This window comes from Methylocystis sp. SB2 (genome assembly GCF_049817085.1).
GTDB lineage: Bacteria > Pseudomonadota > Alphaproteobacteria > Rhizobiales > Beijerinckiaceae > Methylocystis > Methylocystis rosea.
Window position 1 is genome coordinate 1,253,540 of sequence record NZ_CP187401.1, and the last position, 26,035, is coordinate 1,279,574.

Below are 26,035 nucleotides of genomic sequence, written 5' to 3' on the forward strand. Positions count from 1 at the left end.
GAATTTGCCGAGCCGCGGAGAAGTGGTCCCGATGAATAAAATTTAATCGGGCATGCACAGTCAACGACGAAGGCCCTGTTTGACGCGCGCTTTGGCCACATTTCGGGCAGCTGTGATAAATTGGAGACAGTGCGGGAGGCGCGCAGAAAAGCGCAACGAACTCGCAAGCTAATCGCAAATCCTTGAAGTAAACGGCTGAACCCGCCGCACCATGGATGTGGAGTCGTAGAACTACGTAGGTCGGCTCCTGACGCGCGGCTTGCCTTCTTCGAATATCGTTAACGAGCGACTCTCGCGTTTGAAGACGGTTAACAACCGATTCTCGACCGACGAGCGCGACGCGAATCTCGCGACATTGCAAATTCGCCGGGCCAAGTGGAGAATGAATCTCCTTTGGGCTCCGGAAACTTGCTTATGACGACTCACTTCGGAACGGCCGTGCAGGCCGCGATTGCGCGCAACGCCGCTTCCTATGACGATCTTCCTTATGTCTCGCATCCCTTTCCGCAGACTCATCCGGCGCGACTGGGCGCGGTCGCCCGCATTTTCAAGCTGACGGCGACCGACCTCTCCCGCGCCCGCGTGCTTGAACTCGGATGCGCGGCCGGTGGCAATCTCATTCCGCTCGCCGCGCGCCACCCCGATGCCTATTTTCTGGGCGTCGACCTTTCGCAGCGGCAGATCGACGAGGGCCAGAAGCGAGTCGCCGCCCTTGGCCTCTCCAACATTAATCTGCGCCGCCAGAGTCTGACGGACCTTCGGTCCAAGGACGGGGGGTTTGACTATATTATATGCCACGGCGTCTACAGCTGGGTGCCCGAGCAGGTGCGCGACGCGATTCTGCGAATCGCGCGCGAGAATCTCGCGCCGAACGGAGTCGCCTTCATCAGCTACAATGTACAGCCCGGATGGCGGCTGCGGCAGACGCTGCGCGACGCCCTCGCGCTGCACGTCGGCCTGCATGGCTCGCTAAGCGAGCGCGTGGCCCGCGCCAGAGAAATGCTGTCCTTCCTGGAACAGAACACGCCTGCGGAGACGACCTGGGGCCGGATTTTCCGCGCCGAGGCGAATAGTCTGAGAAACGCCGACGACTCATACATCGGCCATGAGTTCCTCGAGGACTGCAACGAACCCTGCAGTTTCTCGGAATTTATGACGAGCGCGGGAGGGCGCGGGCTCGCCTATCTCGGCGAGGCGGCGCTTTCGGCAATGATGCCAGAGAACATGAATCCGGCCGCGGCGCCCCTGCTGCGCGCGCTGGCGGGCGACAATCAGGTGTCGCTGGAACAGCACATGGACATTTTCACCGGCCGGACCTTCCGTCAGACCCTGCTCATTCATAAAGAGCGGGAAGGCAAATGCGTCCGCAGGATCATGCCGGATGCGATTGAGGGGCTACATTTCACGGCGCGGTCGGATTTCGACTTTGCGCGCGAAGAAGACGGCGCGGCGATCTTTGCCGAGGGGTCCGGCGCGTGGTTCTCGACTCGGGACGTAGACGTTCGCAGGGCCATCGAGGCGTTGATCGCGCGGCTGCCAGATTCGAGCTCGATCGAAGAACTCGTCACGGTGATGGAGGTGCGCGGCGCTTCTGTCGACGAAGCGATGCGCTCCAGGATCGCCGACGCGCTGCTGCGCATGGTTCTTGTCGGACTCGCAACCGCCTCGACGGAGCCTTTCCGCACGGCGCGCTCGCTTTCAGCGAAGCCTGTCGCCTGCCCGATGCTGCGGGCCGACGCGGCCGCCGGCGTGTTGCACTCGGCGAATCTGCGCCACGAAACGATTCGGCTCGATGTCGTCGCCCAGGTGGTGACGCCGCTGCTCGACGGCAGCAATGACCGCGACGGCCTGATCGCCGCGACGATCGCCGCGGCGGACGCGGGGCGTGTGACATTCCAGCGGGCCGGCCAGACAGTGGTGGAGCCGGCGGATATCGCCGTCTGCGCCGCCGAGCACGTCGATCGCGTGCTCGGATACCTGCAAAGCAACGCCTGCCTCCTCGCCTGAGGATCGCCTCCAAAGGCGAGGGCGGATCAGCCGCGCCTCGGCTGCGCCATCAGGCGGAGCGGCGAGTGGCCATCTCGGGATTCCTCGGTGAGGCGGCGCTCTCCGCTTTATCATTCGCATTCGCGCACGCCTAGCGTCTACGCTTTATGGAGAGAAACCGCCGGCGCAGCTGGTCCGGCTACGAACTCTCATCTTCCTTGCCGCGCGAATTTTCATCGACGAGAGTATTCTCGAGCGGCGTGATCGCCCTGAGCGTCACAAAAGTAAAAATCGCGATCGCGACCGCAACGTCGTAGCTGCCGAGACCAACCGAGGCGCCTATAGCGCCTGTGGCCCACAGACTCGCCGCCGTCGCCGTTCCTTTAACCATGGCGCCTTGCTTGAGAATGGCGCCGCCGCCGATGAAACCAATTCCGGTGATGACGCCTTGGATGATTCTCGCCATGCCGTCAGGCGAATTCGCCATATATTGCTCAGCCGCCTGGACAAATCCGCAGGAGGCAAGAGCGACGAGCGGAAAGGTGCGAAGCCCTGCGCTGCGCTCCTGTCGCTCCCGATCCCAGCCGATCGGCAAAGCGAGCGCATAGGCGCCCGCCAGCGCCGCGAGATGGGGAAGTATTTGAAATTTGTCCACGTCAAAGCCGCTGCCGCCCCAAGCTTACAGTAGGCGACGAGGCGGACGTTTCAATACGCCACAAGCTCTGGATTGACCGGCGCACTGGCCGATATGCTCCGTATTCGCAACTCGCACCAACGAAGCGATGAGCAGAGCGAAATTGGCGATTGCATCGACGGCGAACGGCGCTCCCAGCGTCCAGGCCTTCTCAGATTCGCGAGCGAAAATCGCCGTCGCGATCATCGTCGCGTGCGCCGTCGGGCTTGTCGCTTCCGCGGGTCCGGGCCTCGGACCTCGCGCGTCTCACATGGCGACGCACATTATACTGATGAGTGCGCTCGCGCCTTTTTTGGCTGTGCGGTCGATGAGGTTTGCGTCGGCTCCGGTCCTTGCGACCGGTCGCGCGCTGGCGATTGTCACAGCGGCGCAGCTGGCCCTGCTCTATGCGTGGCATGCGCCGGGGGCGTCGGCCTATGTCGAGCGGCATCCGACCGCGCATCTCCTGATGCACGCGTCGTTGCTGACGGCCGCTTTGCTGTTCTGGCTGGCGATTCTCGGCGACTCGGGAGTCGCGCGTTGGCGCGGCGTCGCCGCGCTCGCGATCACCGGAAAGCTCGCCTGCCTCCTCGGCGTGCTTCTTGTGTTCGCGCCGCGCGTTCTCGACACAAGCGCGGCGAGTTGGGGAGCGACCACAGAGACAATGTTGGCGGATCAGCGCCTTGCCGGTCTGCTGATGCTAGCGGTCTGCCCGGCAAGCTATGTCCTCTCCGGGATCTTCATCGCCTCGCGGTGGCTTCTTGACATGGAGGCTAACCCCTCGCGCGCGCGGACCTATCGCCCGGACGGGGCCTAGAGCGCGCGATGCCCGAACGCCAAAGCGACTCCAAGCGCCTTCCAAACGAAACGCCGCGGCCGCCTGGCGAACGGGAAGAGTTCGAGCGCGTCTGGAGTCAATTCTCAGGCGGGCCGGATCGGCCTGCGCCGATCACGACACTCGGTCGTCGAAGTTTTGGACTCTAGGCCGCAGGCTTCGCCTGTTCGGCGACTTTGACGGGCAGCTGCGTGCGAATCGCATCGACGATCCTTTGAACGGAGGCGTCGGCCTCACTGGCGCGCTTCTCCGCCGTGACCGCGCGCTGCTCCATCGCCGCAAGTTCGGCCTGCCGCGCCGCGAGCTGCGACTGCACCCCTTCGAGATCTTTTCGCGTCTGGATAAGGGCCGCGGAGAGTTCGGCGGCTTCCGACTCGGATTTGCGCAGCGCAGCTTCGGCGCGATCGCCTCGGTCTTCGGCGCGCTCCAGCTTCTCTCTCACCGCATTAGCGGCGCTATGCGCGCGCGCCACCGCCTGAGCGGACTGCTTTTCGAGCTCCTTGATCGCCGCGGCGGCCTGGGACACGAGATCCAGCGCCGCCGTGGCGTCGTCAGTGGCGCGCGGCCGCTGACGGACAGGAAAGTTCGGTGCCGGCGGCGCCGGCGGCCTGTTGTCCCCTCTCGGGATGATTTCGTCCATCACCTGATCCAGATCCAGCGAATCCATTTACGCCTCCCGCCATCGCACGAGCTGGGTTGGGCCAGCCGTCCAATCAGATTCCCATTATGGACAAGAATCCGGCCAAATCTCGACCATTAGGTCAAGTTTTAACCATAACCTGCGGGGTAGCGTTTTTCCTAGGACAGATCGGCCTCCAAGGGCCAATGCTTAAGCTACAAAGAGCGTCGATGCGACTGAAAACGTGCCTCGTTCACACAAATTCTGTGTAAGCGCTCAATATCACCGCGCAGCTGTAATAATTATGGCGCAATAGCCCAGGGGCCTCAGCACGCACCCTTACCAAAAGAGCTCGTCATGAATAGAACGGCCGACGCCACCATTTCCAAAGAGACAAAGCCGGCGCATTCGGCTTCCGGGAAATTTATTCGTTTTTTCAATGAGGTGGACATCTCCGACGTGCCGCTGGTAGGCGGCAAGAACGCCTCGCTTGGCGAAATGTACCGGGAGCTGACGGCCAAGGGCATCCAGGTGCCCAATGGCTTCGCCGTCACCGCCGAAGCCTATCGCTATTCGCTCGATGCAGCGGGCGTCTGGACCGCGCTAAAAGAGGCGCTCGAGGGATTGGACCCGTCTGACGTCGATGATCTCGCCAAGCGCGCCGCGCGCGCCCGCGACATCGTTTATGGCGCGCCGACGCCCCCGGACGTCGAGGCCGAAATCCGCGCCGCCCTAGCCCGCCTCACCGACGAATATGGAGCCGATTTGACGGTCGCGGTGCGCTCGTCGGCGACAGCGGAAGATTTGCCGAGCGCGAGTTTCGCCGGACAACATGACACCTATCTCAATGTGCGCGGCCCCGCCGCCGTTCTCGACGCTATCCGTCATTGCTTTGCGAGCCTGTTCACCGACCGCGCCATCCGCTATCGCATCGACAATGGATTCGATCACTTCAAAGTGTTCAACTCCGTCGGCGTGATGAAAATGGTGCGCTCGGATTTGGCGGCGTCCGGCGTCATCTTCACGATCGACACCGAAAGCGGATTTGAGGACGTCGTCTTCCTCACCGGCGCCTACGGCCTTGGCGAAAACGTCGTGCAGGGCGCGGTCGACCCCGACGAATTTTATGTCTTCAAGCCCACCTATCGGCAGGGCAAGCGCGCTATTTTGAAGCGCGCGCTGGGCGCAAAAAAAATCAGGATGGTCTTTTCGGATCGGGGCCGGGCGACGACGCGCAACATCCCCACCGACGCCAAGGAATGCGAAAAATTCTGCATCTCCGACGAAGAGGCGCTGACGCTCGCCGGCCAGGCGATCGAGATCGAGGACCATTATAGCGCCAAAGCCGGCGCGCGCCGCCCCATGGACATCGAATGGGCGAAGGATGGTCTCGACGGCCAGCTCTACATCGTTCAGGCCCGCCCTGAAACCGTCGCGTCGCGCCGCGACCGGAACATCGCTGAAATCTACAAGGTGACGAAGCACGGCGCGGTGAAAGTCGAAGGGCGCGCCGTCGGCGCAAAGATCGCCAGCGGCAAGGCGCGCGTGATCGAGCACGCCAGCGAGCTTTCAACATTCGTTCCCGGCGAGATCCTAGTCGCCGATACGACGTCGCCCGACTGGGGCACGGTGATGAAATCGGCCGCGGCGATCGTGACGAACCGCGGCGGTCGCACCTGCCATGCGGCGATCGTCGCGCGCGAACTTGGCATTCCGGCAATCGTCGGCACGGACGCCGCGACGCGGCTCATTCGCACCGGCGACATGATCTCGGTGAGCTGCGCCGAGGGCGATGCCGGCAAGGTCTACGAGGGCCCCATCGCATTCGAGGTGGAGAGCGTCGACCTGTCGACTCTGACGAAGCCCGCCACGCATGTGATGATGAACGTCGGCAATCCCGATATCGCCTTCGGCCTTGCGGCGCTGCCGAACGACGGCGTCGGCCTCGCGCGCATGGAGTTCATCATTGCGGACTCGATCAAGGCGCACCCAATGGCGCTCGTTCACCCGGAGCGGCTCGGAGAGCGGGAGCGCGCCGAAATTGCGAGGCTGACCGCAAATTATGCGAGCCCCAGCGAATTCTTCGTGAAGCGCCTGTCGGAAGGCGTCGGCACGATCGCCGCGGCGTTTTATCCAAAGCCTGTCGTCGTGCGCATGTCCGACTTCAAGAGCAATGAATATGCCTCATTGCTCGGCGGCGAGGTTTTCGAAATGCAGGAAGCCAATCCGATGATCGGCTTTCGCGGCGCATCGCGCTATGCCCACCCTGCTTACCGGGAAGGTTTCGCGCTCGAATGCGCCGCAATGACCCGCGTGCGCGACGAGATGGGTCTGACCAACATCAAGCTGATGATTCCCTTCTGCCGCCGGATCGAAGAAGCGGAGAAGGTCATCTCGCTGATGCGCGAGCTCGGTCTCGAACGCGGCAAGAACGGGCTCGAGATCTACGTGATGTGCGAGATTCCAAACAACGTCATGCTTATCGATCAATTCTCCAAACATTTTGACGGTTTTTCGATCGGCTCGAACGATCTGACGCAATTGACGCTCGGCGTCGATCGCGACTCCGAAATCGTCGCCTTCGACTTCGACGAACGCGACGAGGGCGTCAAGGAGATCATTCGTATGGCGGTCGAAGGCGCCAAGCGCAACGGGCGGCACAGCGGCATTTGCGGCCAGGCGCCCTCGGATTATCCAGAGATCGCTGAATTTCTCGTGCGCTTGGGAATCGATTCGATCAGCCTCAATCCCGACACGGTTTTGCAGACCACAAGACTCATCGTCGATTTGGAGAAGCGTCTTGGTCGAGGGCCGAGACAGACGGATTGACCACTCTGCGCATCTCTTAGATTGATCTGGATCGCCGTTCACGTTTGGCGCCCGCGCCAGGCGTGGACCGACTGTGGCGCGCGTCGCCAAATAAAGGAAAGCAATATGATCGCAGCCGGCTACGGGAAAGTCCTCGCGACGATGGCTCCAGCAGTCGGACTTGTGGGAGTCGCCGCGGGGCTGCATTTCACCGAAGCCGGGCCCATCGTAAATTTCATCGCCTCGGCTTTGGCCCTTGCGAGCGTCGCGCATGTGATCGGCGAAGCCACCGATCACCTTGGCAATCACCTCTCGCCGGCGGCGACGGGCATTGTTCAGTCGGCGGTCGGCAATCTTCCCGAACTGTTCGTCTGCATCTTCGCGCTCCGGGCCGGACTGCTGACCGTCGTGCAGGCGTCGCTGATCGGCTCCATTCTGTCGAACGCGCTCTTGGTTCTCGGGCTTGCCTTTGTCGCCGGCGGTTGGAAGCTCGGCGTGCTTCACTTCGAAAGTCAGACGCCGCGAATGATCGCGACGCTGCTTCTGCTGGCGGTGTCGGCGCTGGTGCTGCCGACGCTCGCTCAGGAATTACACCTGCCGAGCGGCGCGCATGAGCAGGAACTCGCCGTCGTCTGCGCAGTCGTGCTTCTTTTCGTTTTTGTTGTGCTCACCAAGGCGATGCTCAGCCAGGGCCAGCGCGCGCTGCCGGCTGAGACTCATGCGCGCGTGCATGCATGGTCGCTCGGCGCCGCGATCGGCGTTCTCGCCGCATGCGGCGCCGCCGCCGCCTTCGTCTCGGACTGGTTTGTCGACGCGCTCGGTCCGGCGATCGAAACGCTGGGCGTCAGCGAAGCTTTTTCCGGCCTCGTGATCGTCGCCATCGCCGGCAACGCCGTCGAAAACGTCGTCGGGATTCGGCTCGCGGCTCAGGGCAAGGCCGACCTCGCGGTCAGCGTCATTCTGAACTCGGCGCTTCAGGTCGCCGTCGCGCTTATTCCGATTCTGGTGCTCGTCAGCTTTGCGATGGGCGGCGCGGCGCCGTTCACGCTCGCCATTCCGCCGATCCTCGCGGCGGCCCTGTTTCTTTCAGTATTGGTCGTCACAGTGGTCACCGTCGACGGCCGGGCGGACATGGTTGATGGGGCCGCGCTTGTTGGTCTTTACGTCATCATCGCGGCGATCTTCTGGTGGGGATAGCCTGTCCCTGGCGACAATGTGACGCCTTTTCAATTCTACGCTTTTTCGGCCGCGAAGGGATGAGCGCAGTCGCTCTCGCCCTATATCTCTCCCCCTGAAGGCGCCGCGGGCCGACGCGGCCTAGCGTCCGTGCGCGAAGACTGATCGCGGTGGAGGGAGAGACTCATGAAAACAAGAATAGCGATCGTCGTCGCTGGCGCGCTCGCCTGCGGCGGAGTGGCTCAGGGCGACGCAGTCGAAGCGCATCGCGCATTTCTTCCGCAGAGCATGCAATGGGAGGCGGCGCCGAGTTCGCTGCCGGGCGGCGCCGAAATGGCGGTGCTGTACGGAGATCCCAGCCGAGAGGGCGACTTCGTCGTCAGGATCAAAGCGCCCAAAGGCTACCGCGTCCCGCCACACACGCATTCCAAGGCCGAGCTCGTCACGATCATTTCCGGCGCATTCAGTTTCGGTCGAGGGCAGGCGGCCGACCGCGCCGCGGTCGAAAAGCTGCCGGCGGGAAGCTTCATCGCGATGCCCGCGGGCGTGCTGCATTATGTTTTCGTCGACGAGGACTCGGTGCTCCAGATCAACGCGGCCGGTCCTTGGCAGATCGACTATTACGATCCGAAAGACGACCCGCGGCTGAATATTGCGCCTGCGGGAACGCCTGTGCGCTGAGCAGAGACGCTTCAAAGAAAACGGCTCGCGCCTTTACATCCGAGGTCGCGAGCCGTTCCGTGTAGGGCTACCGCTGGCAGCGGCCGCCTCTCGGTAAAAACGTAGGCCTAGGGCAACTGAAAGCAAGTAGGGCCATTGCGCGCGCCCCGCCATCGGACGCGCAAGGAACATAATTTCAGCGCGAGAGTTGCGCTTGAAACTGTCGTGCATTTTGGCGCGCGGACAAGCGGAGTTCATCCATGCTCTCGACCGTTCTTATCGTCGTTCTGCTCCTATTGCTCATCGGCGCTCTGCCGACTTGGCCCTATAGCTCTGGATGGGGCTATGGCCCCGGCGGCATTGTCGGCGCCTTGCTCGCAATCGTCCTCGTGATGGCCCTCGTCGGCAGGCTGTAGCATTCGGGGCCGGCGCGGCGTAGCGACAGTGCGCGGGGTGGCGCGATGACCGAGACGAGAATGGCGACGCTTGAACGCAGCCGGGCAGAATCTGAGTTCGAACCGCCGAGCGCCGCCACCCGGGTCGGATTTGTTCGACGTCACCCAGCGCTCATCCTCTTGGGCGGGCTCGCGCTGATCATACTGGGTGTGGCCGGGTTTGTTTACTGGGACTACGCGTCGCGTTTCGAGACGACCGACGACGCGTTCGTCGACGCCAGACAGTCCTCGATTTCGCCGAAGGCGAAAGGTTACATCACCGCGGTCGAGGTGACCGACAATCAGCATGTCTCGCCCGGCGATGTCATCGCGCGCATTGATCAGCGCGACTATCGAATTGCGCTTGCTGAGGCGGAGGCTCAACTCGCCGCGGCGCGAGCGACCGCGATGAATCTAGAAGCGCAAATCGCTGGGCAGCGCGCGCAGATCAGCGCCTCCGAAGCTCAAGTCGATCAGTCCCAGGCGGCGCTGCAGTTTGCGCAACAGGAGGCGACGCGATCTCGCACGCTTGTCCAGCGCGGCACCGGCACCGTGCAACGTCAGCAGCAAACCTCGTCGGCGCTCGCGCAAGAACAGGCGCGACGCGAACGCGCAAGCGACACGCTGCAAGCGACGCGCGCTCAGGTCCAGTCGCTCGAGGCGCAGCGCAAAACTGCGGAGGCGCAGATCGCTCAAGCCAGCGCGCAGGTTGACAAGGCGCGACTTGACCTTTCGTACACGACCGTAAAGGCCGCCGAACCGGGCCGCGTCGTTCGTTTGACGGCGGCGGTTGGCCAGCTTGTGCAGGCCGGCACAAGTCTGGGGATGTTCGTCCCCGACAACATCTGGGTGACCGCGAACTTCAAGGAAACGCAGCTCGACGACATGCGGCCAGGCCAGCCTGTGCAAATGCGCATCGACGCTTATCCCGAACGCGAGTTCACGGGCCGCGTCGTCAGCATTCAGCCAGGGTCCGGCACGGCGTTCTCGCTGCTCCCGGCCGAGAACGCCACAGGCAACTACGTCAAGATCGTTCAAAGAGTGCCGGTGAAAATCTCGTTTAGCGATTTGCCTTCCGACGTGGTGCTGGGTCCTGGAATGTCGGTCGTCCCGAGCATTCGCGTGCGCCCGCTGCTCTCAATTTACGAACGGTTGAGAACCCGATTGTGAGCGTCGCAAACACCGTCGCCGCCGCCGCAGGGAGAGCGTCGGACTCCCCCAATCCATGGTTGATCGCAGTGGTCGTTTCAGTCGCGACCTTTATGGAAGTGCTGGACACCACCATCGCCAATGTGGCCCTGCCCTATATCGCCGGCGGCATGGGCGTCTCGCCCGACGAAGCCACCTGGGTGGTGACAACCTATCTCGTCTCAAACGCGGTCATCCTGACGGCAAGCAGCCATCTGGCGAAAGCGCTCGGCCGAAAGCCGTTCTTTCTCATCTGTCTCGCGCTTTTCACCGCAAGTTCGATATTGTGCGGCTTCGCCTGGGACATCCGTTCGCTGCTTTTCTTTCGAATTCTTCAGGGGCTCGGCGGCGGTGGCATGGTGCCCGTCTCGCAGTCGATTTTGGCCGACGCCTTTCCGCCCGAAAAGCGGGGACAGGGGTTCGCGCTCTTTGGAATCGCGGTTGTCGTTGCTCCTGTCATCGGGCCGACGCTCGGCGGCTGGCTTTCAGACAACTATTCCTGGCACTGGTGTTTCCTGATCAACGGGCCCATCGGGCTTTTGTCGATTGCGATGGTGGCCGTCGTGCTGCGCGAACCGGATAGCAGGCCGTCCGCGCCGCCCTTCGATCTCGTCGGCTTTCTTCTCGTTTCGACGTTTCTCGGCTCTCTCGAAGTTGTGCTCGATCGCGGTCAGCGCGAAGACTGGTTTGGCTCGAACTTCATCGTGGGATTCGCCATCCTCTCGGCCGCAGCCTTCGCGTTCATGATTCCCTGGGAGGCGACGCGCGAAAACCCCGTGGTCGACATTCGAATGATCGCCACGCGGCAGTTCGGCGCCTGCTTCGCTGTGATGATGGCGCTTGGCGCGGTCCTCATCGCGACGACGCAAATACTGCCACAGCTGTTGCAACTCTCTTTCGGCTATACGGCGACTCTCGCTGGACTGGTGCTGTCGCCTGGAGGCGTCGTCACGATGGCGATGATGATCGTCGTTGGACGGCTGTCGAGCCTGGTGCAGCCAAAATATCTGATCATGGCGGGAGCGGCCATCGTCGCTCTATCGATCTACAATCTCACGAGTCTTTATGGCGACGTCGACTTCTGGTATTTCGCACGCACGCGCATCTACATCGGCATGGGCCTGCCGCTCATTTTCATCCCGATTACGACCGCCTCTTACCAAGGCCTTCCGCCCGAGAAGACCGATCAGGCGTCCGCTCTGATCAATGTCGCGCGCAATGTCGGCGGCTCGATTGGAGTCTCGCTTGCGCAAAACGTGCTCGCGCACCGAGAACAGTTCCATCTCAACCGCCTCGCAGAAAATACGATTCCGTCGAGCATTCCGTTTCAGGAGGCGCTGCGGCGCGCCACTGAACATTTTCTCACGCTGGGCGGAACGGCGTCGGAGGCGCGGCGGCAGGCTGTCGTCTGGATTGGCCGGCAGATGCAAACGCAGGCGTCCCATCTCGCCTATATCGACGTTTTCTATGTCCTGACGCTCGTCGCAGCGGCGATCATCCCGCTCGCCTGGTTCTTGCGCCGAGTTCGGCTCGGCGCGTCGAACGCCGCGCCAGCGCATTGAGCCGTGCTCGACTGGTTTTTCCGCGCCGGATCGCTCCGGCCAAACCCGCGCCCCCTCGGATCGGGTCGGTCGACTGTGCGCAAATATTCCTGTGACTGCCGAAGGGTTTCCCGGCGGGGTTACTTTTTGCGTTTTTCGCCATTAAAGTCCCGCCGCGCGGCTTAGTTCCGCACCCATCAATTGGAGTCGATAATGTCTCATTTCTCGCTCGGCCGCGCGATGTGCGCGATATCTTTCATCGCGCTGTCGTCCAGCGCCGCCATGGCTCAGTCGGTGCAAGTCGGCACCCTTCTCTGCCATGTTTCCGGCGGCGTCGGCATGATCATCATGGAGAATCAGGCGCTCGACTGCGTATATACGGACGCTAAAGGCAGCCCGCCCCAGCATTACATCGGCAGACTGACCAACGTCGGCGCCAATATCGGCATCAGCGGTCCGGGTCAGATGATTTGGACGGTTCTCGCGGCCACCAACAGCGTGGCGCCTGGCGCGCTTGCCGGAGACTATGTGGGCGCGGAAGGGTCGGTCGCCGTCGGCGCCGGCGCCGGCGGCGCGGTCCTTGTCGGCGGCTCGAACAAGACCATCTCGCTGCAGCCCGTGTCCGTTTCCCTTGGCACCGGCCTCAATGTTTCCGCCGGCATCGGCAATGTCAGCCTGCAATATATGCCGGTGACCCCGCCGCCGCCGCCCCCCGCGCCGGCCGCCCAGCCGAAGAAATCCCGCCATCGGTAAATCTCCGACTTCGCAACGCACCGCAAACGGGCGCGCCGGCGGCGCGCCCGTTTTTTTGCGCCTGCGATTTACTTCGCGTGCGGCGTTCCGAGATAGGGGAACTCTTTCAGAGTGTCGGTATGCGGCTCGAGGCCATCCGGCGGGATGTCGCCCTTCGAGAGAAAGGACAACCGGAAATTGATGACATCGTCGGCGAAGGTGCGGCCATTGGGATAGCCCGCGGGCTTGGTGGGATCGAAGCTGAGCATATCGGGTAGAATGCCGTGCTCGTCGATCGCCGTAATCGCGTCGTCCCTCGTATAGTCGCCGGTATGGCCCATCAGATGGATGAACAGCTCGAGCCAGCGCGCGCGGTCATTGACGGGTTCGCTGGCGTTATATTCTTCCTTTGTTTCGTCGGTATTGAAGAAGCTGCTGACCGACGGATGGCCGGCGCGATCGGCATGAATCAGCTTGCCGTCCTCGCGCACGCTGCACCGTCCCCAGATTCTGACCCCCGGATTGCCGCCAAGAGCGCTCGTCGGCATTTCGACGACCGTCGAAAGCACATTGGCCTCAGTGTTTGAATCCTTTCCAGTCCAGGGAGACTTGCCGCCAAGATGCGGCGCAGTGAAATTTCTGCCGCCGGACGTGTCGTACAAGGCGAGAATGCCGTCGTAGTCGAAAAAGAACGCGTCGCTGCGAACGCCTGTGAAGAAGGTGAAATCGCCTGCCCACACGATGTTCGGCTTGGGCCCGAAGGAGACTTCCGCGCCGGAGACGATCTTCTCGCCCACGGGTTCGGGAGAATGCGACTCTGCGCCCCGCGCCAGGTAAACGTCGAAGGTCTGTCTGCCGTTTTGCTTGGGCGAGAACACATAGCTGATCGCAATGTCCGTCAGGCAATCTCCGTCATTATCGATATTCAGCCGGTAGATGGCGTCGGGATGAAATTCATCGCAAGCGGGATTGGCGTTGAGGATGATCGCCGACCGAGTCGGATCGCTCGGAGACTGGAAGGCGTAGAGATCGCAGAGATCCAACCTTTGATCGCCAAGCGGCGGACCGAGACTGAGGCCGGTAAAATGATTCGACACGTGTCGCCTCCTATAAAGACGTGGAGAGAATGTGCGGCTGATCGATGCAAGCGCCTGCCGGCGCACGCTATGTCTTGTTTGTTTCAACATCAAGATTGTTCGAAATCGCTTTATTTGCCGCGAATGAGTCTGATGATGCTCGAGAAATCGGCGCCGCCCTGGCCAGCAGACTGATGCAGCGCATAGAGCTGCGTCGCGGCGGCCCCGATGGGCGAGGCCGCGCCAGCCTGCGCGGCGGCTTCCTGCGCGAGTCGCAAATCTTTCAGCATCAGGGCGGTCATGAAGCCGGGTTTGTAGTCATTGTTCGCCGGAGACGCGGGCGTCATCTCCGGCACGGGGCAATAGGTGGTGAGCGACCAGGACTGGCCCGATGAGATCGACGCCGCGTCGAACAGCGCCCTGTGCGAGAGGCCGAGCCTTTCCGCGAGCACGAAAGCCTCGGCCGTCGCGATCATCGTGACGCCGAGCATGAGATTGTTGCAGATTTTCGCCGCCTGCCCCATGCCGGCGCCGCCGCAGTGAAGCACATGCGCGCCCATATGTTCGAGGATCGGCTTCGCCGCCGCGAACGCCTCCTGCGCTCCGCCGCACATGAAGGTCAGACTCGCCGCTTTCGCGCCGGCGACGCCGCCCGACACCGGCGCGTCGACCGAGAGCGCGCCGCTCTCCTGCGCCAGCCGATGCGCGGCGCGCGCGCTTTCGACGTCGATCGTGGAGCAGTCGATGAGAAGCTTGCCGCGCGCTTGCGGCGCGATTTCGCGCCAGACGGCGAGCGTCTGAGCGCCGCTTTGCAGCATGGTGATCGCAACGTCAGCGCCCTCGATCGCCTCGCGCAAGGAATTCGTCGCGACGACGCCCTCCCGAGCGGCGGCTTCGACGAGCGATGCGTTGAGATCGAAGCCTCGCGCCTCGACGCCGGCGCGCGCGAGCGCCGCCGCCATCGGACGGCCCATGTTGCCCAGACCGAAGAAAGCCGCGCGCATCATGGCTAGGACAAGGTCGGCATGACGAAACTCGCGCCCGTCCTGACGCCGCCCGGCCAGCGGGACGCGACCGTCTTCGTCTTCGTGTAGAAGCGGATGGCGTCCGGCCCATGCTGATTGAGATCGCCGAACATCGAGCGCTTCCAACCGCCGAAGGTGTAATAGGCCAACGGCGTCGGGATCGGCACATTGACGCCCACCATGCCGACTTCGACGCGGGAGGTGAATTCGCGCGCCGCATCGCCGTCGCGTGTATAGATCGCGACGCCATTGCCATATTCATGATCATTGGCCAGCGACAGCGCCTCATCGAAGCTGCGCGCGCGCACCACGCACAGCACCGGGCCGAAGATTTCCTCCTTGTAGATCCGCATCTCCGGGCGCACCTCGTCGAACAGACATCCGCCCATGTAGAAGCCGTTCTCATAGCCTTGCATTTTGAAGCCGCGTCCGTCGACGCGGAGTTTGGCGCCCTCCTCTACCCCCAGCGCCACGTAGTCCTTGACCCGCTCGAGATGCGCGCGCGTGACCAGCGGACCAAAATCGGCTGATGGATCGGTCGACGGGCCAACACGCAGATTTTCAACCCGCGGTTCGAGCCGAGCGACCAGCGCGTCGGCGGTTTCTTCCCCGACCGGCACGGCGACCGAGATGGCCATGCACCGCTCGCCGCCGGAGCCATAGGCGGCGCCGATGAGGGCGTCGACCGCCTGATCCATGTCGGCGTCCGGCATGATCACCATGTGGTTTTTTGCGCCGCCGAAGCACTGCACGCGCTTTCCGTGGGCGGCCCCCTGCGCATAGACATATTCGGCGACCGGCGTCGAACCGACGAAGCCGATGGCCTTGACGTCAGGGTCTTCGAGCAGCGCGTCGACCGCTTCCTTGTCGCCGTTGACGACATTGAGCACGCCCGGCGGCAGGCCGGCTTCGAGCATCAGCTCGGCCAGAAACAAGGGCGCGCCGGGATCGCGTTCGGAGGGCTTCAGAATGAAGGAATTGCCGCAGGCGATCGCCGGGGCGAATTTCCACATCGGAATCATCACCGGAAAATTGAAAGGCGTAATGCCGGCGACGACGCCGAGCGGCTGGCGCATCGAATAAACATCGAGGCCGGCCGCCGCGGAATCGGTAAATTCGCCCTTCATCAAATGCGGAACGCCGATGCAAAATTCGGCGACTTCGACGCCGCGCTGGATCTCGCCCTGCGCATCGGCGAGGGTCTTTCCGTGCTCGCGCGCGAGAATCGCCGCCAGCCTCTCCTTCTCGCGCCCGACGATATCGACGAATTTCATCAACACACGGGCTCTGCGCTGCGGATTGACCGCCGCCCATTCTCGCTGCGCTGCGGCGGCGTCGGCGATCGCCTCGCGCACCTCGTCGCGGCTGGCGAGCGGCACGCGCGAGATCGCCGCTCCCGTCATCGGCTCATAGGCGTCAGTAAAACGGCCGGACCTTCCCTTGACTCGGCGTCCGCCGATAAAATGCGAAAGCTCTTCCATGTTCGCTCATCTAAGGCGCGTCCGGCCGTTGTCATCTCGCAAGTCGAGACGACGCGCCTATATGTTGAAGAGAGACGGCTTCCACGACGGACACCCGCGATGGGACTGCAGCTCGCGAGCGAAAGCAAGAATCGATACGCGCAGGCGCCGCGACAGGCGGACTGGACGATCGATCAGAACTGGGCCTCCTACAGCGACGAGGAGCACGATCGCTGGAACAGGCTGTTCGCCCGCCAGGCGAAGCTCTTGCCCGGACGGGCCTGCGATGAATTCCTGGCGGCGAAGCAACAGCTCGAACTGTCGCGCTCCGGCATTCCGGAGTTCGCGGATCTGAGCCGCCGATTGGGGGCCATGACCGGCTGGAGCGTCGTTCCGGTGGCCGGGCTGATTCCCGATGACGCCTTCTTCGGTCATCTCGCCAATCGACGCTTTCCCGCCGGCGCGTTCATTCGCCCCGAGTCGGAGCTTGAATATCTGCAGGAGCCCGACGTTTTCCATGACGTCTTCGGGCATGTGCCGCTCCTCGCCAATCCGACGTATGCGCGCTTTCTCGAAGCCTATGGCAAGGGCGGCCGACGGGCGCTCGCGCGCGGGCAGCTCCACAATCTCGCGCGGCTCTACTGGTACACGATTGAGTTCGGCCTGATCGAGACGGCGAAAGGGCTGCGCATTTTCGGGGCCGGAATCATGTCCTCGCCTTCGGAGACGATTTTTTCGCTGGAAGACTCGTCGCCGAACCGCGTCGCCTTCAACCTCGAACGCGTCATGCGAACGAATTACATCATCAGCGATTTCCAGCAGACATATTTCGTCATCGAAAGCTTCGAGAAGCTTCTCGCCGACGGTTATCAGGATTTTGATCCGATCTATGATCGCCTGCGCAACGCTTCTGATTTGGCGGCGCATGAGCTCGCGCCAGGAGACCGCATCATCTCGCGCGGCGATTTCCATTACCCCCGCGCCAAGCGCAGCGCTTAGGGCTGGCGCCCTGAGTTGGCCACCTGTTGCTCGATGGCGCCGAAAATCGAGCGCCCATCGGCGGCGCGCATCTCAATGCGCACCACATCGCCATCCTTCAGGAACGGCGTGCGCGGCGCGCCTTCGATAAGCTTCTCCACCACGCGCTGCTCGGCGATGCATGAGTAGCCGTCTCCGCCCTGCGCAATCGGTCTGCCTGGCCCGCCGTCGGCGTCCCGGTTGGAGATGGTGCCGGAGCCGATGATGGTGCCGGCGGAAAGCGCGCGCGTGCGCGCCGCATGCGCGATGAGACGCGGAAAGTCGAAGGTCATATCCTTTCCGGCGTCCGGCCGGCCAAGCGGCGCGCCATTGACGAAGGACAGCAGCCGCAGCGACAGCCGCTCGCCGTCCCAAGCGTCGCCAAGCTCGTCAGGCGTCACGGCGACCGGAGAAAAGGCGGACGCTGGCTTTGACTGAAAAAAACCAAAACCTTTCGCGAGCTCTGGAGGGACCAGCCCGCGCAGGGTTATGTCATTGACCAGCATGACGAGCCTGATGTGATCACGCGCCTCCTGTGGCGTCACGCCCATCGGAACATCGTCGGTGACGACCGCAACTTCGGCTTCTAAATCGAGATCGTATTTTTCGTCGAGCAGGGGAATGGCGTCACGCGGGCCAAGGAAGACGTCGGAGCCTCCCTGATACATCAGCGGATCACTCCAGAAGCTCTCCGGCATCTCGGCGCCGCGCGACTTGCGAACGAGCGCGACATGATTGACATATGCCGAGCCATCCGCCCATTGATAGGCGCGCGGCAACGGCGAGGCGCAATCCTGCTCGCGAAAGGGAAAGCTCTCTCGAAGTCCGCATTCGAGCCGCGCCGCTAGCGCCCGCAGCTCCGGCGCCACGGCGTCCCAATCTTCGATCGCCGATTGCAGGGTGGGCGCGACGAAGCCCGCCGCGACAGCCCGCGTGAGATCCCGCGACACGAGGATGAGAGCGCCGTCCCGTCGGCTCTTCAGGGATGCGAGCTTCACGGTCCATTGCCAGTAAAGTTGCGGCGCAAATCCGACCAGCACTCCGCGTAATCTTGATGAAGGGAGTCAAGGGACATGGCGAAAGAGGTTGGATAGAGCGGCAGTCGAGACTCGAACATAAAGGCGAGAGCGTCGTCGATCTTCACTGGGCCAAGATCGGCCTCAGAGGCCTGCTCGAAAGCTTCCGCGTCCGGGCCATGCGGCAGCATCGCATTGTGCAGCGACATGCCGCCGGGCTCGAAGCCGGACGGCTTCGCGTCGTAGCGTCCGTAAATCAAACCCATGAACTCGCTCATAATGTTCAAATGATACCAGGGAGGCCGGAACGTATGTTCCGCGACTTGCCAACGCGGCGGGAAAATCGCGAAATCGACGTTGCCTACGCCGCTTTCGTCTGAAGGAGAGGTCAGCACCGTAAATATCGATGGATCGGGATGATCGAACAGCACGGCGCCGACCGGACAGAATTTTCGCAGATCATATTTATAGGGCGCGTAATTCCCATGCCAGGCGACGACGTCAAGCGGCGAATGATCGAGGTCACAGCGATAGAAGCGGCCGCCCCATTTGACGCTCAGACGGCAGGGCGTTTCCTTGTCTTCGAACGCGGCGGTCGGCGAAAAGAAGTCGCGTGGATTGGCGAGTCCATTCGCGCCGATCACGCCGCGATAAGGCAATGTAAACGGCGCGCCGTAGTTTTCACAGACATAGCCACGAGAGGGGCCGGCCGAGAGCTCAACCCGAAATTTCACGCCGCGCGGAACAACGCAAATCTCGCCGGGAGAGCATTCGATGAGGCCGAACTCGGTGAAGATGCGCAGCTCGCCGAACTGCGGGACGATCAACAGCTCGCCATCGGCGTTGTAGAAATAGTCGTCGAACATCGATTGGCCGGCGAGATAGAGATGCGCCGCCATGCCGACTCTCAGGCTGCAATCGCCCGCCGTCACGATGGTGCGCATTCCATCAATGAAAGAGCCCGCATTGTCGGGGATCTCGCTTGCGCCCCAGCGCAGCTGCCCGAGCGGCGCGTCAAGATCGCGGCAGGGCCCGGTTTTCCAGTGGCTCTGCTCGATGTCCTTGGGGTTGCGAACGTGAAGGACAGAGGGTCGTATCCGGTAGAGCCAGGAGCGTTTGTTGAGATGGCTCGGCGCGGTGAACGCGGAGCCGGACAATTGTTCGGCGTAAAGCCCGTAAGGGCACCGCTGCGGCGAGTTCTGCCCCATTGGCAACGCGCCGGGCAGAGCTTCGCTCTCAAACTCATTGCCGAAGCCATGCAAATAGCGCGTGGGCGACATGCCTAACCTGCCGCCCGATTCAAAACGCCGCGGCGGATCTGATCCTCTTCGATCGATTCAAATAGCGCCCGGAAATTTCCCTCGCCGAAGCCTTCATCGCCCTTGCGCTGAATGAATTCGAAGAAGATGGGTCCAATGACTGTCTTCGAGAAAATCTGCAGCAGCAGACGGTGGGCGCCCGTCGTGACGCCGTCGACGAGAATGCCGAGATCCTTTAGGCGCTGCGTCGGCTCTCCGTGGCCAGGAAGCCGATGCTCAAGCGCGTCATAATAGGCGTCAGGCGGCGCCGGCATGAAATCGAGCCCATTGTTGCGCATCGCGACGACGGTCTCATAAATATCCCGGCACGCGCAGGCGATGTGCTGAATCCCTTCACCCCTGTATGCGTCCAAGAATTCCTCGATCTGGCTTTTTTCGTCGGCGCTTTCATTGATCGGGATGCGAATTTTGCCGCAGGGGCTCGTCATGGCGCGAGAGCGCAAGCCTGTCATCTTGCCTTCGATGTCGAAGTAACGAATTTCACGGAAGTTGAAGATGCGCTCATACCATGCCGCGAGCGCGTCCATGCGGCCGCGCCGGACATTGTGAGTCAGATGGTCGATGTTGGTCAGCCCCACGCCTGGGGGACTAGGATCGCGCTCTCCGATCCACCGAAAGTCGATGTCCCAGATCGAACCCTGATCGCCATAACGGTCGACAAGATAGATGAGCGAACCTCCGACGCCTTCGATGGCGGGAATGTTCAGCTCCATCGGACCAACGCCGAAGGCGACAGGCTTGGCGCCCAGCGAAACGGCGCGGCGCATCGCCTTTGCGGCGTCAACGACGCGGAAGCCGATGCAGCAAACTGACGGCCCGTGCGCTTTCTGGAATTCGGCGGCGAAGCTGTGAGGCTCCGCGTTCAGCACATAATTCACTTCCCCCTGCCGATACAGAGTCACGTCCTTGGAGCGATGACGCGCGACGGCGACGAAGCCCATTTTCTCGAACAGCGAGGCGAGTTGCGCGGGATCGGGATGCGCGAATTCGACAAATTCGAATCCGTCTGTTCCCATCGGGTTTTCGGCGGGCGTTGCCGCGCCGCCAAGCGTCGAGTCCATGAGCAGGCCTATATACAGCTTTGGCTGACCTGCTATTTAGATATTGCGTTCCCGATCCGGTTAAAGGCCCATGATCCTTTACGACTATTATCGATCGTCGGCCGCCTATCGCGTGCGGATCGCCATCGCGCTCAAAGGGCTCGTGGTCGAACGCCGCCGGGTTCATCTCTTGCACGGCGAACAGCGTGATCCCGGCTATCGCGCGAAGAGCCCGCTAGGCGTCGTGCCGACGCTGGAACTCGACGACGGAACGCTCATTACCCAGTCGCTGGCGATCATCGACTATCTCGACGCGCTGAAGCCTGAGCCGCCGCTCTTGCCAAAGGACCCCGTCCTGGCGGCGCAGGCGCGAGCGGCGGCGTTGACGATCGCCTGCGAGATTCATCCGCTCGCCAATCTGCGGGTGATCGAGGCGCTGCAAAGGGAATTCGGCGCGAGGGACGATCAGATCGCCGCTTGGCGCAGGCGCTGGATCGCAGAGGGTCTGACAGCAGTCGAGGCGCTGATCGCGCCTGGCCCTTTCGCCTTTGGCGCAGCGCCTTCACTCGCTGACATTTGCCTCGTTCCGCAGATTTACAACGCGCGACGCTTCGACGTTTCACTCGAGGCCTGCCCGCGCATCCTTGCCGTGGAGGCGGCTTGCGCCGCGCACCCCGCTTTCATCGAAGCGCGTCCAGAGGCGCAGCCGGACGCCGAATAGGAGTTCAAGACGCGAGCGCTAGATCGGCGATGACGGCGCCAAGGAAACGGCCTGCTTCGCCGCCGGTGACGACGCGGTGATCGAAAGTCAGGCTCAAAGGCAAAATCCGATGCACGGCGGGCGCGCCATCGACAGCGACAACTTCGTCGCGTATTCGGCCGGCGCCGAGGATCGCGACCGTGGGCGGCAGCACGATCGGGGCGGCGTAGCGCCCGGCGATCATGCCGAAATTCGACAGCGTGATCGTCGCGCCGCGCAGCTCCTCGGGCGGGATTCGCCGCGCCGCCGCGTCCTGCCGCAGGCGGTCCAGACCCTTTCGCAGATCCTGCGCGTCGCGATTGCCGACGTCCCGCAAGACAGGCACGAACAGGCCCTCCTCCGAGAGGTCCACGGCGACGCCAAGGTCGATCTTTTTCATCACGCGACGCGCGAAGGCGTGAGGCTCGAACCAGGCGTTGAGCGCAGGCTCCGCCTTGCAGGCCTGGGCAAGAGCCCGGATCAGGCGGATGGTCGTGTCGGTCCCCGCCGCCCACGCGTGGATGTCGGCGTCGTCAACGATCGTGGCCGCCGCGACCTCCGCCTGCGCCTGCGCCATATTGTGGGCCATGGCGCGGCGCACGCCGCGCAGCGGCTCGGCGGCTTCCGTCTCACTGAGAATGCGCGCGACGCGCTCGATGTCCTGCGTGGTGATCAACCCGTCCGCGCCGGAGGGCGTCACCATGGCGAGATCGACGTTCAGCTTGCGCGCCAGGGCTCTTACGGCAGGCGTCGCCCGCACCGCGCCGCCGATATGGCCGACTGAGATCGGCTGATCGCGGACAACCCCGGACCCCTGCTGAACGGCGCCGACCACTGACCCCGTGTCCTCTCCCGCGCCTTCGAAACCCACCAGCGGAGCGCCGATGCGGATCACGTCTCCGGCGGAAGCGAACAGCCGCTCGATGCGGCCCCCCCGAGGCGATGGGATTTCGACGACCGCCTTGGCGGTTTCAACGGCCACGAGCGGCTGATCGACTGCAACGTCCTCGCCGGCGGCGACGCGCCATTCGACGAGTTCGGCCTCCTGCAACCCCTCTCCGAGATCGGGAAGACGAAAGATGTTCATGACGCCTCCATCACTTGCCGAACGCCGTCGACGATCCGGTCCACGCTTGGAATATATTGCTTCTCCAGCTTCGCGAGCGGCACGATCACGTCATAGCCGGTGACCCGCTTGATCGGAGCGAGCAGCGAATAAAGCGCGCGCTCAGCGATTTCGGCGGCGACCTCGGCGCCAAAGCCCGCCGTGCGCGGCGCCTCGTGAACAATGACGCAGCGTCCGGTCTTTTCGACGGAACGCAGAATCGTTTCCACATCGAGAGGCTTCAAGGTCGCGACGTCGATCACTTCGATCATCACGCCCTCTTCTTCAAGCTTTTCGGCGGCGGCGAGCGTTTCGGGCACCATCGCGCCCCAGGTGACCACCGTCGCATCGGCGCCTTCGCGCAGGATGAAGCAGGCGTCGAGCGGCAATTCCACGCCGTCGTCCTCGACCTCTTGGCGGAAGAGACGATAGAGGCGCGTCGGCTCGAGAAAGATCACCGGATCGGGATCGCGCACAGACGCCAGAAGCAGCCCGTAGGCTCGGGCGGGGGATGAGGGCGCGACGACGCGAAGCCCCGGCATGTGGGCGAATATCGCCTCCGGACTTTCGGAATGATGCTCGGGCGCGTGAATGCCAGCGCCGCAAGGCGAGCGCAGCACCATTGGACAGGTCAGGCGCCCGCGCGTGCGATTGCGCATGCGGGACGCGTGATTGATGATTTGATCGATGGCCGGATAGATGAACCCGGAAAACTGGATTTCGGCGACGGGCTTCAACCCCATCGCCGCCATGCCGACCGCAACGCCGGCGATGCCGCCTTCCGCCAAGGGCGTGTCGATGACGCGCTCGCGCCCGAACCGCGCCTGCAGGCCGTTCGTGGCGCGAAACACGCCGCCGTTGACGCCGATGTCCTCGCCAAGCATGAGGACGTCCTTGTCCTCGCTCATTGCGCGCGCAAGTGCGAGATTGACCGCTTCGACAAGAGTGATTTCAGACATGGCCGTTTCCGTCGCCATTTGCGCTGCGTTGGGCAAATCGGCGCGCTTCTTCGCGTTGCCACTGCAGGGTATCCGGGAGCTTTGCGTAGAGATGTTCGAACATGGCGTTGGAGTTCAGCGGCGAGACGTTCAGATAGGCCGCAACTTCGCGATCGACCTCTTCCGCACACGCCTTGTGAAGCTCCGCCTCTTGCTCTTTCGACCAGGCGCCTTCGCTGACGAGATAGGCGCGCAGTCGAGCGATCGGCTCGCGCGTCCACTGCGCGCGCACGATTTCAGGATCGCGATAGCGCGATGCGTCGTCGGCGGTGGTGTGATCGCCAAGCCGATAGGTGAGCGCTTCGATCAGCGTCGGTCCGCCGCCCGATCGCGCCTTGTCGATCGCCCGGCGCACCACTTCATGAACCGCAATGACGTCATTGCCGTCGACCTGGCGCCCCTCAACGCCGGCGGCGACGCCCTTTTGCGCCAGCGTCTCCGCCGCGCTCTCCAGTTCCCGCGGCGTCGATATCGCCCAGCCATTATTGTTGATGATGAACACGACAGGCGTTTTCCAAACCCCCGCCATGTTCAACGCTTCGTAAAAGGCGCCATTGGAGGTGCCGCCGTCGCCAATGAAACTGACGACGACGCGATCCTCCTTCCGCATCATCAGCGCGTAAGCCGCGCCGACTGCCTGCGGCGCCTGCGTGGCGACGGGGACGCAGTTTGGAAAGTCGCCGCGCGCATTCTTGAAATCGCTGCCGCGCTCGTCGCCGCCCCAATAGAGCAGACATTCGGACATCGCCATGCCGCGATAGAATTGCGCCGCATGATCTCGATAAGACGGCACGAGCACGTCGCGTTCGTCCATCGCCGCGGCCGCCCCGACGCCGATCGCTTCCTGTCCGAGCGCCGACGCGAACGTGCCCAGCTGACCGGTGCGTTGAAGACTGATCGCCTTGTTGTCGAACATTCTGGTGCGCGTCATCGCGCGATAGAATTGGACCAGTCGTTCGATGTCCTTTGACGACTTGCTGGCCGCCTTGCTGATCTCGCCGCTCGGCGACAACAGCTGAACAAGATCCATATGGAGATCGAAGCCCATCTCAATGTTTCCCATCGCCCCGCTCCTGATGAGCGAATTAGCGCGGCGATAGGCGAGGTCACGGCTCTGCGACATTTTTTTTGGCGATTTCCCGGCGCCGCAGCGCGGGAAAAAGAGCCCCAGCTGCGGGCTTGACTGATTCCGGCTGCGCGCGCCGCCGTGCTGGGCGCTGACAATGTCGACATGCTCGAGTGCCACTGTCGGCGACCCGCGGGCACGCGGCGGCGGCGGCGAAAGAGTGGCCTTCGCGGCGAGCATTTCTCTTATCGACGCCGCGATGAACCTTTCGACCGACCGGCTGCGCAAGATCATTGCAACTGAGGCGCTGGGGCTAGCCCGGCCGCTCGATCGCCATTGCGGTCGCTTCTCCGCCGCCGATGCAGAGCGCCGCCACACCCCTTTTTAGGCCTTTAGCTTCCAGAGCGGCGAGAAGCGTGACGATGATTCGTGCGCCCGACGCGCCGATCGGATGGCCAAGCGCGCAGGCGCCGCCACGGACATTGACCTTCTCATGCGGCAAGTCCAGTTCGCGCATCGCCGCCATGGCGACGACGGCGAACGCCTCATTGATCTCAAAGAGGTCGACGTCGTTCGTCGACCAGCCCACCCGGTTCAGGAGTTTGCGAATCGCTTCGATCGGCATGACGGAAAAGCGGCTCGGCGCCCCTGCGACCGTGACATAGCCGCGAATGACGGCGAGCGGCGTCGCGCCGGCGCGCTCGGCCTCGTCGACGCGCATCAGGGCGAGCGCGGCCGCGCCGTCCGATATCGCGCTGGCGTTGGCGGCCGTGATCGTGCCGTCCTCCCTGAACGCGGGTTTCAGGCGGGCGATATCCTGCGCCTTGGCCTTGCCGGGCAGCTCGTCGCTGGCGATGGCGCGCGCATTGGCGCCTTTTCCCAGCGTTATTGGCGCGATCTCCTGAGCGAAGGACTCGTCGCTCGTGGCGCGTTGCGCGCGCGCCAGCGACGTCGCCGCATATTGGTCCTGGATCTCGCGGGTAAATTGATACTCCGTCGCGCAATCCTCCGCGAAGGAGCCCATCAGCCGACCTTTTTCGTAGGCGTCCTCGAGACCATCCAGAAACATGTGATCCAGGACCTTGCGGTGTCCCATTCGATAACCGGTGCGCGCTCGATCGAGCAGATAAGGCGCGTTGCTCATGCTCTCCATGCCGCCGGCGACCGCGACCCGCGCGCCTCCAACGGCGAGTTGGTCGCTCGCGAGCATCACCGCCTTCATTCCAGATCCGCACATCTTGTTGATGGTGACGGCGCCCGTCGTCTCCGGCAACCCGGCGCCAAGCGCCGCCTGCCGCGCCGGGGCCTGGCCAATGCCCGCGGAAAGGACGCAGCCCATGACCACTTCATCTACGTCGTTCGGCGCAAGTCCGGCGCGGGTCACGGCCGCCTCGATGGCGTGCGCGCCGAGCTGCGGCGCGGAAACGTCTTTCAATTCTCCCAGAAACGCGCCGATCGGGGTGCGCGCGGCGCCGACGATGGCGACCGGTGCGGCAGCGCTCATGACAATCTCCTCATCGGC

The 26,035-nt window shown here is 63.0% G+C and carries 23 protein-coding genes; 11 read left to right on the forward strand and 12 right to left on the reverse strand.

Annotated features, from left to right (window positions below; genetic code table 11):
- Nucleotides 1-414: 414 nt before the first annotated feature.
- Nucleotides 415-2,007 carry a methyltransferase regulatory domain-containing protein gene (locus tag ACPS74_RS06255; protein ID WP_029648554.1) on the forward strand — a complete coding sequence of 531 codons (1,593 nt, stop codon included), beginning with the start codon at nucleotides 415-417 and terminating at the stop codon, nucleotides 2,005-2,007.
- Between the two features lie 178 nt (nucleotides 2,008-2,185).
- Here the strand turns inward: ACPS74_RS06255 and ACPS74_RS06260 are convergent, their stop codons facing one another.
- The gene (locus tag ACPS74_RS06260) at nucleotides 2,186-2,641 is read right to left on the reverse strand and encodes an MgtC/SapB family protein (protein WP_029648553.1); all 456 of its coding nucleotides are present in this window, start codon (nucleotides 2,639-2,641) and stop codon (nucleotides 2,186-2,188) included.
- Nucleotides 2,642-2,930: 289 nt separating this feature from the next.
- Here ACPS74_RS06260 and ACPS74_RS06265 point away from each other — a divergent pair, with 289 nt between their 5' ends.
- A complete protein-coding gene (locus tag ACPS74_RS06265) occupies nucleotides 2,931-3,476 on the forward strand; it encodes a cytochrome c oxidase assembly protein (protein WP_029648552.1) in 546 nt (181 codons plus the stop codon).
- Between the two features lie 163 nt (nucleotides 3,477-3,639).
- Here the strand turns inward: ACPS74_RS06265 and ACPS74_RS06270 are convergent, their stop codons facing one another.
- Nucleotides 3,640-4,161: a hypothetical protein gene (locus tag ACPS74_RS06270; protein ID WP_029648551.1), complete on the reverse strand. Its 522-nt coding sequence runs from the start codon at nucleotides 4,159-4,161 to the stop codon at nucleotides 3,640-3,642.
- Between the two features lie 309 nt (nucleotides 4,162-4,470).
- On the opposite strand from ACPS74_RS06270, the gene ppsA reads away from it, so the two are divergent.
- From ppsA to ACPS74_RS06305, 7 genes are all read left to right on the forward strand, one after another.
- Nucleotides 4,471-6,942, forward strand: coding sequence for a phosphoenolpyruvate synthase (gene ppsA / locus ACPS74_RS06275; protein ID WP_029648550.1), 2,472 nt, complete (start codon nucleotides 4,471-4,473; stop codon nucleotides 6,940-6,942).
- A gap of 105 nt (nucleotides 6,943-7,047) precedes the next feature.
- Entirely contained in the window at nucleotides 7,048-8,118 is a 1,071-nt protein-coding gene (locus ACPS74_RS06280; protein ID WP_029648549.1) for a sodium:proton exchanger, read from the forward strand.
- 165 nt (nucleotides 8,119-8,283) lie between these two features.
- A complete protein-coding gene (locus ACPS74_RS06285; RefSeq protein ID WP_029648548.1) occupies nucleotides 8,284-8,778 on the forward strand; it encodes a cupin domain-containing protein in 495 nt (164 codons plus the stop codon).
- 239 nt (nucleotides 8,779-9,017) lie between these two features.
- A complete protein-coding gene (locus ACPS74_RS06290) occupies nucleotides 9,018-9,173 on the forward strand; it encodes a DUF3309 family protein (RefSeq protein ID WP_036241330.1) in 156 nt (51 codons plus the stop codon).
- Nucleotides 9,174-9,233: 60 nt separating this feature from the next.
- Nucleotides 9,234-10,361 carry an HlyD family secretion protein gene (locus ACPS74_RS06295; protein ID WP_239754005.1) on the forward strand — a complete coding sequence of 376 codons (1,128 nt, stop codon included), beginning with the start codon at nucleotides 9,234-9,236 and terminating at the stop codon, nucleotides 10,359-10,361.
- Complete coding sequence (locus tag ACPS74_RS06300) at nucleotides 10,358-11,941, forward strand: DHA2 family efflux MFS transporter permease subunit (RefSeq protein ID WP_029648546.1); 1,584 nt, start codon at nucleotides 10,358-10,360, stop codon at nucleotides 11,939-11,941. The genes ACPS74_RS06295 and ACPS74_RS06300 overlap by 4 nt, the downstream gene beginning before the upstream one ends.
- 192 nt (nucleotides 11,942-12,133) lie before the next feature.
- Nucleotides 12,134-12,673: a DUF992 domain-containing protein gene (locus tag ACPS74_RS06305; protein ID WP_029648545.1), complete on the forward strand. Its 540-nt coding sequence runs from the start codon at nucleotides 12,134-12,136 to the stop codon at nucleotides 12,671-12,673.
- Nucleotides 12,674-12,741: 68 nt separating this feature from the next.
- On the opposite strand, the gene ACPS74_RS06310 is transcribed toward ACPS74_RS06305, so the two are convergent.
- From ACPS74_RS06310 to ACPS74_RS06320, 3 genes are all read right to left on the reverse strand, one after another.
- Entirely contained in the window at nucleotides 12,742-13,749 is a 1,008-nt protein-coding gene (locus tag ACPS74_RS06310) for a DUF4331 family protein (RefSeq protein ID WP_029648544.1), read from the reverse strand.
- Nucleotides 13,750-13,859: 110 nt separating this feature from the next.
- On the reverse strand, nucleotides 13,860-14,735 hold the full coding sequence (mmsB, locus tag ACPS74_RS06315; protein WP_029648543.1) for a 3-hydroxyisobutyrate dehydrogenase: 876 nt from the start codon (nucleotides 14,733-14,735) through the stop codon (nucleotides 13,860-13,862).
- A 2-nt stretch (nucleotides 14,736-14,737) separates the two neighbouring features.
- On the reverse strand, nucleotides 14,738-16,234 hold the full coding sequence (locus ACPS74_RS06320; RefSeq protein WP_029648542.1) for a CoA-acylating methylmalonate-semialdehyde dehydrogenase: 1,497 nt from the start codon (nucleotides 16,232-16,234) through the stop codon (nucleotides 14,738-14,740).
- 99 nt (nucleotides 16,235-16,333) lie between these two features.
- On the opposite strand from ACPS74_RS06320, the gene phhA reads away from it, so the two are divergent.
- A complete protein-coding gene (gene phhA / locus ACPS74_RS06325; protein WP_029648541.1) occupies nucleotides 16,334-17,212 on the forward strand; it encodes a phenylalanine 4-monooxygenase in 879 nt (292 codons plus the stop codon).
- On the opposite strand, the gene ACPS74_RS06330 is transcribed toward phhA, so the two are convergent.
- From ACPS74_RS06330 to hppD, 3 genes are read right to left on the reverse strand one after another with little or no spacing between them, the layout of a single operon-like run.
- Nucleotides 17,209-18,228: a fumarylacetoacetate hydrolase family protein gene (locus ACPS74_RS06330; protein WP_029648540.1), complete on the reverse strand. Its 1,020-nt coding sequence runs from the start codon at nucleotides 18,226-18,228 to the stop codon at nucleotides 17,209-17,211. The genes phhA and ACPS74_RS06330 overlap by 4 nt on opposite strands.
- Nucleotides 18,225-19,526, reverse strand: coding sequence for a homogentisate 1,2-dioxygenase (hmgA, locus tag ACPS74_RS06335; protein ID WP_029648539.1), 1,302 nt, complete (start codon nucleotides 19,524-19,526; stop codon nucleotides 18,225-18,227). Before hmgA ends, ACPS74_RS06330 begins: the two co-directional genes overlap by 4 nt.
- Nucleotides 19,527-19,528: 2 nt before the next feature.
- Nucleotides 19,529-20,626 (reverse strand): 4-hydroxyphenylpyruvate dioxygenase, encoded by a 1,098-nt coding sequence (gene hppD, locus ACPS74_RS06340; RefSeq protein ID WP_029648538.1) that lies wholly within the window; start codon nucleotides 20,624-20,626, stop codon nucleotides 19,529-19,531.
- A gap of 70 nt (nucleotides 20,627-20,696) precedes the next feature.
- Here hppD and maiA point away from each other — a divergent pair, with 70 nt between their 5' ends.
- The gene (maiA, locus tag ACPS74_RS06345) at nucleotides 20,697-21,326 is read left to right on the forward strand and encodes a maleylacetoacetate isomerase (protein ID WP_029648537.1); all 630 of its coding nucleotides are present in this window, start codon (nucleotides 20,697-20,699) and stop codon (nucleotides 21,324-21,326) included.
- Between the two features lie 4 nt (nucleotides 21,327-21,330).
- Here maiA and ACPS74_RS06350 read toward each other — a convergent pair whose 3' ends face one another.
- From ACPS74_RS06350 to ACPS74_RS06365, 4 genes are all read right to left on the reverse strand, one after another.
- Nucleotides 21,331-22,431: a dihydrolipoamide acetyltransferase family protein gene (locus ACPS74_RS06350; RefSeq protein WP_029648536.1), complete on the reverse strand. Its 1,101-nt coding sequence runs from the start codon at nucleotides 22,429-22,431 to the stop codon at nucleotides 21,331-21,333.
- On the reverse strand, nucleotides 22,428-23,408 hold the full coding sequence (locus ACPS74_RS06355; protein WP_029648535.1) for an alpha-ketoacid dehydrogenase subunit beta: 981 nt from the start codon (nucleotides 23,406-23,408) through the stop codon (nucleotides 22,428-22,430). Before ACPS74_RS06355 ends, ACPS74_RS06350 begins: the two co-directional genes overlap by 4 nt.
- The gene (gene pdhA / locus ACPS74_RS06360; RefSeq protein WP_029648534.1) at nucleotides 23,401-24,510 is read right to left on the reverse strand and encodes a pyruvate dehydrogenase (acetyl-transferring) E1 component subunit alpha; all 1,110 of its coding nucleotides are present in this window, start codon (nucleotides 24,508-24,510) and stop codon (nucleotides 23,401-23,403) included. The genes ACPS74_RS06355 and pdhA overlap by 8 nt, the downstream gene beginning before the upstream one ends.
- 316 nt (nucleotides 24,511-24,826) lie before the next feature.
- Nucleotides 24,827-26,017, reverse strand: a complete 1,191-nt coding sequence (locus tag ACPS74_RS06365) for an acetyl-CoA C-acyltransferase (protein ID WP_029648533.1) — start codon at nucleotides 26,015-26,017, stop codon at nucleotides 24,827-24,829.
- Between the last annotated feature and the right edge of the window lie 18 nt (nucleotides 26,018-26,035).

What these genes read in the sequence shown, in the direction of transcription:
- ACPS74_RS06255 (WP_029648554.1), top strand. Translation starts at nt 415, where the DNA reads ATGACGACTCACTTCGGAACGGCCGTGCAGGCCGCGATTGCGCGCAAC.
- ACPS74_RS06265 (WP_029648552.1), top strand. Translation starts at nt 2,931, where the DNA reads ATGGCGACGCACATTATACTGATGAGTGCGCTCGCGCCTTTTTTGGCT.
- ACPS74_RS06270 (WP_029648551.1), bottom strand. Translation starts at nt 4,161, where the DNA reads ATGGATTCGCTGGATCTGGATCAGGTGATGGACGAAATCATCCCGAGA.
- ppsA (WP_029648550.1), top strand. Translation starts at nt 4,471, where the DNA reads ATGAATAGAACGGCCGACGCCACCATTTCCAAAGAGACAAAGCCGGCG.
- ACPS74_RS06280 (WP_029648549.1), top strand. Translation starts at nt 7,048, where the DNA reads ATGATCGCAGCCGGCTACGGGAAAGTCCTCGCGACGATGGCTCCAGCA.
- ACPS74_RS06285 (WP_029648548.1), top strand. Translation starts at nt 8,284, where the DNA reads ATGAAAACAAGAATAGCGATCGTCGTCGCTGGCGCGCTCGCCTGCGGC.
- ACPS74_RS06290 (WP_036241330.1), top strand. Translation starts at nt 9,018, where the DNA reads ATGCTCTCGACCGTTCTTATCGTCGTTCTGCTCCTATTGCTCATCGGC.
- ACPS74_RS06295 (WP_239754005.1), top strand. Translation starts at nt 9,234, where the DNA reads ATGGCGACGCTTGAACGCAGCCGGGCAGAATCTGAGTTCGAACCGCCG.
- ACPS74_RS06305 (WP_029648545.1), top strand. Translation starts at nt 12,134, where the DNA reads ATGTCTCATTTCTCGCTCGGCCGCGCGATGTGCGCGATATCTTTCATC.
- mmsB (WP_029648543.1), bottom strand. Translation starts at nt 14,735, where the DNA reads ATGATGCGCGCGGCTTTCTTCGGTCTGGGCAACATGGGCCGTCCGATG.
- ACPS74_RS06320 (WP_029648542.1), bottom strand. Translation starts at nt 16,234, where the DNA reads ATGGAAGAGCTTTCGCATTTTATCGGCGGACGCCGAGTCAAGGGAAGG.
- phhA (WP_029648541.1), top strand. Translation starts at nt 16,334, where the DNA reads ATGGGACTGCAGCTCGCGAGCGAAAGCAAGAATCGATACGCGCAGGCG.
- hmgA (WP_029648539.1), bottom strand. Translation starts at nt 19,526, where the DNA reads ATGTCGCCCACGCGCTATTTGCATGGCTTCGGCAATGAGTTTGAGAGC.
- hppD (WP_029648538.1), bottom strand. Translation starts at nt 20,626, where the DNA reads ATGGACTCGACGCTTGGCGGCGCGGCAACGCCCGCCGAAAACCCGATG.
- maiA (WP_029648537.1), top strand. Translation starts at nt 20,697, where the DNA reads ATGATCCTTTACGACTATTATCGATCGTCGGCCGCCTATCGCGTGCGG.
- ACPS74_RS06350 (WP_029648536.1), bottom strand. Translation starts at nt 22,431, where the DNA reads ATGAACATCTTTCGTCTTCCCGATCTCGGAGAGGGGTTGCAGGAGGCC.
- ACPS74_RS06355 (WP_029648535.1), bottom strand. Translation starts at nt 23,408, where the DNA reads ATGTCTGAAATCACTCTTGTCGAAGCGGTCAATCTCGCACTTGCGCGC.
- pdhA (WP_029648534.1), bottom strand. Translation starts at nt 24,510, where the DNA reads ATGGGAAACATTGAGATGGGCTTCGATCTCCATATGGATCTTGTTCAG.
- ACPS74_RS06365 (WP_029648533.1), bottom strand. Translation starts at nt 26,017, where the DNA reads ATGAGCGCTGCCGCACCGGTCGCCATCGTCGGCGCCGCGCGCACCCCG.